Annotated in this window: 2 protein-coding genes; both read right to left on the bottom strand. The window is 45.4% G+C overall.

Annotated features, from left to right (window positions below; genetic code table 11):
• Window positions 1-5,798, bottom strand: a 5,798-nt coding sequence (locus A3EU_RS0124315; protein ID WP_425412739.1) for a GEVED domain-containing protein, incomplete at its 3' end; no start/stop codon positions are given.
• Between the two features lie 2,085 nt (window positions 5,799-7,883).
• On the bottom strand, window positions 7,884-8,678 hold a 795-nt coding region (locus tag A3EU_RS31690), incomplete at its 5' end, for a T9SS type A sorting domain-containing protein (RefSeq protein ID WP_044086598.1).

Here is an 8,678-nt window from a genome sequence, read left to right as displayed (position 1 = left end):
TAAGTTGTTGTTGACCCAGGGCTAACTGTGATCGTGACTCCGCTCAAGTTTCCTGGCATCCAAGTAACGTTTACTGGTGCAGTACCTCCGTTAGTCGTTGCCGTTAGAGTTACGCTTTCGCCAAGACAAATCTCTTCGTCATCACCAGCGTCAACTGTTGGGCCACCAACATTGTCGATCGTTACACTGCCAACACCGAAACAGCCTTCGCTGTCCGTTGCAGTAACNGTGTAAGTACCTGGTGCAAGACCAGTGATCATTGCACCGCTGTCGCCGTTGCTCCATGCGTACGTGTAAGCAGCAGTTCCGCCAGAAGCAGATGCNGTTGCTGTTCCGTTGTCAAAGCCACAAGTGGCATCAACGCCAGATACNCTTACCGTAGGATTAGGATTAACTACCACTCGTACTACATCTGTAGCTTCACAGCCGTTCGCATCCGTAATGGTTACCGTGTAGTTGCGGGTCTGTGTAGGCGTGAAGGTTTGTGAAGCACCTGCTCCCAAACCTTGGCTCCATGCGTAAGTAAATGGTGCAGTTCCGCCATTCGCAACTGCTGTGATGGTCACTTCTGTGCCCATACATACTTCCTGGTCGTCGCCAGCGTCTGCTGTTGGGCCAGGAATATTTTCAATCGTTACACTGCCTTCGCCGTAACAGCCTTTACTGTCTGTTGCTGTAACTGTGTAAGTACCTGGGGCAAGACCGGTAACCATTGCACCGTTATCTCCATTACTCCAAGCGTAAGTATAAGGAGCCATACCACCGTTGCCGGTTGCTGTGGCTGTTCCGTTGTTTTCGTCACAAGTAGCATCAACTCCTGCTACACTTACGGTAGGATTAGGGTTAACTACTACTCTTACTACATCTGTATCTGTACAACCGTTCGCATCTGTAACGGTCACTCTGTAATTTGTTGTTGTTGCTGGTGTGAAGGTATGCGAAGCACCTGCTCCCAAACCTTGGTTCCAGTTGTAAGTATAAGGCGCAGTACCATCACTAGCAACTGCGGTGATGGTCACTTCTGTACCAACGCATACTTCCTGGTCAGCACCTGCATTAACCGTTGGGCCGCCGATATTATCGATGGTTACACTACCTTCTGCGATACAACCATTCGCATCCATGATGGTCACTGAATAAGTACCAGGAGCAAGGTTGTTGATGGTAGCTGTAGTTGCGTCATTGTTCCAGATGTAAGTATAAGGAGCAGTTCCTTCTGAAGCAGTAGCAGTAGCGGTACCATTATTTTCACCACAAGTGGCGTCGGTTCCAGTTACTGCAACTGCAGGATTAGGATTAACCGTCACTGTTACTTCATCCGAATCGGTACAACCATTACCTACAGTGATGGTTACACCATAGTCTATTGTTTGGTTAGGAGTAACCGTGATTGAAGCGGTGGTTTCTCCAGTGCTCCACAAGTAAGAAACGCCAGTACCCTCTACTACATTTGCAGTAAGGGTAGTTGACTCACCTAGACAGATGGTCAAACATTCAGGCGTAGTATTAAGAAGCGCAGTTCCTGAAAGGTTTACATTGAAGTCACCCGAGGTAGAACCACTGGCTAAACCAGGGCCATTTGTAGGCTGACTCAGGACATCTAGATCATTCCATCCTGAAGCACCAAAGGTAGCTGCATCATTCAGGTTGGCACCTGTACCTACTTGGAAAGACTCGCCACGACGTGTGATTTTCACTACTGCTCCGGCAAGGTCGCCGGCACCGTACATGAAACCTTCCATAACTGGGTAGTAATACCAGTCACTGTTATTGAGATCACCAATACACTGGGTATTTTCTTTCGGGCTACCAGCAGGAGCTGCAAAAGTACGGCCACGGAATACCACCTTCATATTGAAGATCAAGTCTGCGTCGCCTTGATTCACCACTTGCATAGATGCAACTGCTGTTCCGTTAGCAAACTCCTCGAACGAGCTACCAGAAATGGTCCAGTTGCGGTTAGAAGTATAGTTGTTTACCAAAGCGCTTGTGTAGAAACCATAAACGCTAGATCCACAAGTTTGAGAACTATTAGAAATTGTCCGCAAAGAAATTGGATCATCAGCACAAGCAATATTTACCAATGGGTTAGGACTAACACTTACGACAATTTCATTGGTATCTGTACAGCCATTGGCATCGGTAACTGTAACAACATAGGTAGTCGTTACATTAGGGCTTACCGTTTTATTAGCACCATTTCCTAAACCATTGTTCCAGCTAAAGGTATAAGGAGTTGTTCCTCCGGAAGCAGATGCAGAGAGGCTAACCGATTCACCTTCGCAAATTTCTTGGTCATCACTAACATCTACTTTAGGTGCATTAGGCTCTGTGATTGTAATATCTTCTGGCCAAATAGCAGAACAACCTGTCTCTACTCCAATAATTGTAAAATCAGAATAAACACCTGCACAAAGACCATTCAGTGTGAAACCAGCTGATGCAGTATAGGTACCTGGTACCTGAACCACCTGGCCATTGAATGTATATTCGATGCGGTACTCACCTGTTGAATTATAATTGGCATCTACGAAGATGGAACCGTCACAGTCTCCGTCACAATTAGAAACGTTGCTGTTTAAGCTTACGTCATCCCAATTTGCGTCGTTCACTGTTACAGTAACGTGATCTTCATCTGTACAGCCGTTGCCATCCGTTATGGTTACTCCGTAAGAAGTAGTAACTGTTGGGCTAACTGTGATAGAAGCGGAAGTAGCGCCAGTGCTCCATGCATAAGAGATATTTTCACCGTCTACGATATTTGCAGTCAATACTGTTGATTCTCCTACACAGATGGCTAGACATTCAGGCGTAGTGTTCAGCAGTGTTACACCACTAAGTCTGACGTTGAAGTCGCCACCAGAACCCTCACGTAGGCCAGGCCCTGTATTGGGTTGGCTCAAGATTTCCTGGTCGGTCCAACCAGAGGCTCCGAATGCATTAGCATCATTCAGGTTAGCACCTGTTCCTACCTGGAAAGATTCACCACGGCGAGAGAGTTTCACTACCGCACCTGCCAGATCACCAGCACCGATAAGGATACCGTCCGTAACAGGGTAGTAATACCAGTCGCTGTTATCAATATCGCCGATACACTGGATACCTTCTTTAGGGCTACCCACCGGTGGCGTATAAGTACGACCACGGAAGACTACTTTACCATTGAAGATAAGGTTAGCATCACCCAGGTTGACGATTTGATAAGATGCTACGGCCGTACCGTTAGCAAACTCCTCGAAGCTACTGGAAGTAACATTCCAGCGACGGTTACTATTATAATCTAGCGTTAGATTACCCGTATAGTATCCATAAATGTTCGAGTTACAAGTCGCTGTACTATTGGTGATACTTCGATTCTCGACAGGGTCATCCGCACAAGCGATATTGACCAATGGATTAGGATTAACAACTACAACTACCTCATCGGTATCAGTACAACCGTTGGCGTCCGTCACCGTTACCACATAAGTGGTCGTAGAGGTAGGGCTCACCGATTTGGTTGCTCCGTTTCCGAGGCCATTGTTCCAGCTAAAGGTATAAGGAGAAGCGCCACCATTCGACACAGCGACGAGGTTGACACTTTCGCCTGCACAGATGGTTTCATCTGCACCGGCATTCACCGTTACACCACCACTGCTACCGATGGTCACCGAGCCAATATCAAAACAACCATTCGCATCCAATATGGTGACACCGTAAGTGCCAGGAGCGAGATTGTTTTTAGTGGCACCTGTACCCAAGCCATTGCTCCACATAAAGGCGTAGGGAGCAGTTCCGCTATTGGCGCTAGCCGTGGCAGTACCGTTATTCTCACCACAAGAAGCATCGGTTTTTGAGATGGTAACATCTGGATTAGGATTAACCGTCACCACGATTTCGTCAACACCTGTACAACCAGCAGCATCGGTCACCGTCACACCATAAGTAGTGGTGGTGGTTGGAGAAACTACATGGCTGGCACCAGTGCCCAAACCGTTGTCCCAAGCATAAGTGTAAGGCGCAGTACCATTAGAAGCCGAAGCCTGAATGGTCACATTGCTACCTGCACAAATGGCAACGTCGGGGCCAGTAGTAATACTGATACCGCCGAGGAGGTTAACTTGGTAATCTTCCACTTCACCGTCTTGACCATCATCAAGTGTGCCACAGAAGTTGCCGGTAGGGCCACCTTCATTGACACTACTTTGGATCGTGAATCGGGCGAAAGAAGTACCACAGCTAACGCTGTTAGGAACATTAATCGTAAAAGTATGTGTGCCTGTTGAACGATTGTTATTAGAACCAACAACATAATTGTTAATAACACGCTCGGAAGGATTATCGAAATCACCGTCGCCGTTCCAATCAATCCAGCCATAAATATGGCCTTCCATGTCATTGGAGCTCCAGCTAAGGGTGATTTGCTTGGTTGTACCTCCCTGAAGGTCTGTACCACCAACGAAGGTTACACCATCTTCATCATCGCCATTGGCATCGTCGTCATCACCGTTGGCATCATCAGTATGCTGACTGTTGTCTTCGGTGTCAACCATATCGCCCAAGCGAGTAGGAGAGAAAGGATTACCATCATTATTATTAATGGTGTAGCAGATATCGCCATAAGAGTCAGGAGCATCGCCGTAGTCAGTGCCCAAATTAGGACATTCTACTTCGGCGTGAACCAAACCGGCAATAACCCATGATTGTCCACAACCACTACCATTAGGATTTTGAGAAGAACGCGTATCCACTTCAATGCTTACCTGGTTTGTACTTCCAAGAACGTCATTGAGGGTAATATCTACAACTGCTAAACAACAACCATCCTCTGGGCCATAAATGGTTTCGGTAGCTGTTACACCGCCGGCCGTAGCACGAACGGTAAGAAAACGTCCATCCGTTGTCATCTCTGAAATTGGTAGAGACACCGTAATGGTACGAGAAGTAACATCGGTAGGAATCGGAATGGTGAACGTCTTTAAATTACAATATCCACTAATGGCGGTAAAGGTGCCACTAGAGGATCTTTTTATTGTTGTATTCCGGAAAGGATAAACCACCAAAGATTGTAAGCCATTGTTACTGGCACAACTTCCAGTAGCTGAGTTATGGCCAATCCAAGAAGGGTTGTCGGTAATTAAACCACGATATACATAAACATTACTGCTTGCTCCAGAGATATCGACTTGCTGAATCCAATAGGTATTTCCATCATTATCAAAAACCTGAACACTGTTTCCAGGATACTGATTTTTGTAAACCACTTCTGCAACTACTTGGTAGACGTTAGAAGGGTTGGTAATATTTACTTGAGCGTTTGGAGTAGCGCTACAGTCGGTTCCCTCACCAGTAACACCTACCTCGATATAATCATCACAGGTAAAAGCGTAATCTGTAGGCCCGGTAGGAACTGGCGTATTAGAACAGTTTACATTACCAAAATCAAAGTTACCATTACAGTTTAGCCATTGTGTATCACCACAACCGGTTCTAGTAGCACTGGTTTCTGTTTGGTAAGTATTGTCACCAACTTCGATATAATCAACAAAAACATTTTTATCACAACCACTATTGCCATCATTAATGAAAGCAACCTGAATCTGATCTCCATCTGAAAAGCCAGAATAGGTATAGTTGGTTAATGATGTTGTCAACGTCCAGGTTTGTACAGCTACGCCATCAAGTTGTAACTGAATTTGCTCACCACCACAACTTCCCTTGGCGCGGACCACAACATCGCAATCGCCGGCAGGAGCTGACTCACACACATAATCAACGAATGGTTGAATATTACTTAGGCTTGGTAAAAAGAACACCATCTCATTCGCAACACCTGTTAGGTTACCACTATTAACAGCAGCTTCTGCGTCGTTAGCTAACTGGTTAGCCGAATCATAAGTATCGGTTACATACCAAATAGCTTGATTCACTTGAGACTGAGAATAACCTTCAGATTCACCATTACAAATGATCCAGTTGATACGTTCAGCAACAACATCTGAATAACCAGCATTTGATGCGCCTACAATTCTTGTAAAGGTCACATCACCATAATCGTAACCATTACCAGGCGTTGGTGCCGTTTTGTTATAATCAAGACACATTACCCGTTCTGACATTTCTACATCACAATCACTACTTACGTGCGCGATACATCCCAAATAATCATTATCAGTGTAGATGTAAGTGCTGGGAGAAATGTTGTTTTCGTAGATCGTCACCGTTTCGCCATCACAATTGGAATGGCTAATGGAACCAGAACCACAAAATGTTCTTCCTTCTGAAAAGTCACAAGCATGCTCAACTAAATAAGCACGCTCGAAAGTAGAAGAAGTACAGTTGTCTGTCTCTCTGACAAGTTGGAAGTTTGCGTAACGCGAGGGGTACAGCCCAGAAAGGGTCAGTTGTCCATCGGTTGTAGTCAGGCCTGTAACGGTCTTGACCTTGGTACCGAAGTCCATCTGTAGGGTGTACGTTTGCGTTGCAAAACCTGCTTGATCTGCTACTGTAAAGTACAGTTGCCCATCAGCCGCTTCACATTCCGACTCGTTTGCCCAACTTACGTTAAGGATCTCCAGGTCTTCACAAGCACCGTCTAGCGTTACGCTATTGAGTGGAGAAGCCGGAGCATTTTGCGCGAATCCCAAAAATGGGATCACCAAACAGAGTACCATAAGGTACCAATTTGGTGTTTTCGCCGTAGGCTTTGTGTAATAATTAACCATGGTTTAGCTTTGTGTTGTTGTGTTCTTTCTCTAAAACTTCTGGTGCCATTTATATGATGTACACCTATATCAAAATAGGCTATCATGGAATCACGAAGATTCCTCGATAGCAACTGAAATGCCAAAATTGTAGTCCTGCTTTAAAGGCAGGGACGTTTTTAACACACAACCTTAACTAGAGATACACTACGCGAATTGGTAGTATAAAAGAAAGGAAAATGTGTTGTTCAAAGTGTTTGTGTCGGTAGATCAATATGAACCAAGTGGTCATACTGATTTACTAATTCTGAAGAAAACTCAAGGGGGGGGAATGTAACAGATAAGATGTACTCTTTTCTTGTCACAGAACAAATTTAAGCGCAACTATCATATAAATAAAATCATAATTGCAAATAATTAATAATTTGTGACATTAAAAACATAAAACAATTGATAATTTAAACATTCATATATATATTCAAAAAACACAAACATAACTACTAACCAGCAACTTATGATGACACATAACCTGAACCTTGTGCTTCAAACAACAAAATAAGTGACAAAAATATACTTTAAATTATTGTCAATAATCACTATAAATATTAATCTTTTTTCAAAATAAGGAAGAAGGAAGCTCCTTTTTTTAAAAAACACCTTTAAAACACAAGCTACAACACCACAAACAACCAATAATTTGACTGTCACTTTTATCGCGACACATTATCCCGCAACGATACCTGCCTGCAAAATATTAACACACTAAAGAACAACAATGCTTGTTTTTTCTCTGACAGCCCTAACCATTCGTATTTAAGCATTCCTTTAATAAAAGGGGTTAAGCCAAAAAAGGATGGGCAGTAATAATTCCTATACTAAACGGGGCCGTGCCGGTAGTAGCGTTGCTGCGCCGCCGCCACTACGGCACCAGGCTGTTCGCTCTCATGCAGTGCTGCGCATTGCATACCGCTGCCATCCTTCGGCCTTGCGCCCTACCGGGCCCCGCGCTCCGGCCTCACGGCCTGCGCCTTTTCAATAAAATTGCGTTTGGTTGATTCCCCTACAGTCGGTTAAATTCACAAAAGCAAATTCATGAATTTGCCCTCGGTTGCCCTTCGTGGTTTAAACCTGGTGGCACAAACAAAAAACGGCGGCACCCCTAAGGATGCCGCCGCCTGTTGTCTATATATCGTGAGGATATTAATCCACCACAATCATCTGCTTGGTTGCGCGATGCTCGCCAGCTTCTACCGTGTAGCTTAGTACACCAGTAGCGCCTTGGATATCTTTCTTCGTTACATTGATCGTATTGTAGCCTGCTGCGTAATCACCTTTGATTACCCGGAGCACTCGGCCGCTAGCATCATTGATTGTTACCGTCACCGCCGCGTCCGTTGGCAAGTTGAACCCGATAAGGGTCGCTGCTGCAAAGGGGTTAGGCGTGTTCTGGTACAATGCAAATTCCGCAGCCACATTCCAACCGTTGGTAAATTCAATACCCAGGTCGGTCATTTCGCCCCCGCGGTAAGCTTCTGCAGCCGTGTAACGGCTTGAGATGCTCAGCGCCTCACGCAGTGGCTGGTCTTCAGTTGCTCTGAGTACCAAGCTGAACAGGTGGTCGGCAGTAGTTGCAGCACCTTCCCAATTCCAGCTCGTCGTAATCATGCCTTGGTCTGCAAAGCGTAGACCAAAGTTGCCTGCTTGTGCTTGTCCGTATTCAATGTCTACTAGTTCCACTCCACTTAGTTGTAGCGTAGCTTGATAGCCTTCGATTGTATTGAGCTCATCGGCACTCACGGCTACCGTGTAGGTATTACCTGCCTTCATGTCGATGTCTTCCGCCTTTAGGTGGAAGATACCGTTGAGGGTACGGTCGTCGCTGGCCATGGCATTGGCTTGAGCTGATCCATTCACATCACCGATCTTCACACCCACAAAGTCTGCATCCAGGATATCACCTGCCAGGTTGTTCTCATTGATCAACTCTGGGAAGGT

Origin of the sequence: Lewinella cohaerens DSM 23179, from assembly GCF_000379805.1 — a bacterium.
Taxonomy (GTDB): Bacteria; Bacteroidota; Bacteroidia; order Chitinophagales; family Saprospiraceae; genus Lewinella; species Lewinella cohaerens.
Note: the sequence above shows the minus strand (reverse complement) of the source record. Positions and strands in the feature narration are given on the sequence as shown.